Genomic DNA, 1,523 nt, shown 5'->3' on the forward strand with positions numbered 1-1,523 from the left:
CTGCAGCCGCGCCGACACCCGCGCCCGCGCGCGCTGCGACAGCCGGCGAGAGCAAGGACTGCGCGGCGTGTCCCGCGATGGTCTCGCTGCCCGCCGGCTCGTTCACGATGGGCAGCAACGTCGGCGATGCTTCAGAGAAGCCGCCGCATCACGTGACAATCGCGGCGCCGTTCGCGATCGGCAAGTACGAAGTGACGGTCGAGCAATGGAACGCCTGCGCGGATGCCAACGGCTGTCCGAAACTGTCGGCGGAAAACAATTCCGTCAAGAATGCACCCGCTCGCGACCTCAGTTGGGACGATGCGCAAGCCTATGTGAAGTGGCTGAGCAAGCTCACGGGCAAGACGTATCGTCTGCCGACGGAAGCCGAATGGGAATATGCGGACCGCGCCGGCACGACGACGAAGTACTGGTGGGGCGATCAGATGCGCAAAGGGATGGCGAACTGCAAGGACTGCGGCGACCCGTATCACACGGAAGCGCCCGAGCCCGTCGGCACGTTTGCGGCCAATCCGAATGGATTGCACGACATGAATGGCAGCGTCTGGGAATGGGTCACCGACTGCTGGCATAACTCATACCAAAGCGCACCGAACGACGGCCGCGCGTGGGACTCGCCCGGCTGCAACATGCGCGTGATTCGCGGCGGCTCGTGGCGCGAAGGCAATGACTACATGCTGAGTTCGACGCGCTTCAAGTACAGCCAGAGCGTGCGCCAGTCGCAGGACGGCTTTCGCGTCGTGAAGGAATTAAAGTGATGGCGTGCAGCGCGGCTCGTCACCCATCCATGCCGCGGAATGACTTTGCTCGGTAAGGCTCACGCGGCACGTCAACGCGCGCGCGCCTTGCTCGCGATCTGCGCGAAATCCATGACGATGTGATCCTGCCCGTACTTCGTCGCGAGCTGCTTAAGCCGTGTATCGAGCGCGCGCAGATAGTCGGCGCGCGACTCGCTCTCGGGCCGGGGTGTATCGAATAGCGGCGCGGGCGTGATCAGCAGCACGACCATTTCTTCGCCGAACGGCTTCGAGATGATCCAGTCGCCGCCGCTGCCGACCGTCGCCGAATAATGCGCGGGCGCCTGATTGTCCTTCACGCGCGGCCCCGGCACCATGTGCACGACACTGCCGTCGAGCACGTAATAGTCGATGTTCACATACGAATCGTAGCCGGGCGTCTTCACATCGACGACGAGGGGATCGCCCTCCGTCAGCACGCCATTCGGCATGCGCGCCGTCAGCGATGCCACGCGGCCGGCCTGCCAGTTGCGCGTCCAGTAAGGGCCGAGTTCCTTCAGCACATCGCATTTGTCGCTGCTCACGTGCTGCACGTCCACTTTCGTCGATGCGATGCCGGGCAATTTTGCGAGCCGCTCGTTGACTTGCGCCTCGCCATGCTGCGGCACGAAGCCTCGCACCTGGATCGCGCGATCCTGGACGGAAGCCGCCAGCGCCGAGCAAGGCAGCGTCGCGAGCGCCGCGCTGACGGCCGCGAGCGTGGGCGGCGCGGGCGTGCCGGGCGGC

The 1,523-nt window shown here is 64.9% G+C and carries 1 protein-coding gene and 1 pseudogene; one reads left to right on the forward strand and one right to left on the reverse strand.

Annotated elements, in window-relative coordinates; genetic code table 11:
- Window positions 1-758 (forward strand): formylglycine-generating enzyme family protein (locus H3V53_RS43000; protein WP_336603013.1); only part of this gene is annotated, 758 nt, incomplete at its 5' end.
- 71 nt (window positions 759-829) lie between these two features.
- Here H3V53_RS43000 and H3V53_RS43005 read toward each other — a convergent pair.
- Window positions 830-1,523 (reverse strand): annotated as a pseudogene (locus H3V53_RS43005) (protein kinase); the annotation flags it as partial.

The organism is Paraburkholderia bengalensis (genome assembly GCF_037126505.1).
GTDB classification, from domain to species: Bacteria; Pseudomonadota; Gammaproteobacteria; order Burkholderiales; family Burkholderiaceae; genus Paraburkholderia; species Paraburkholderia bengalensis.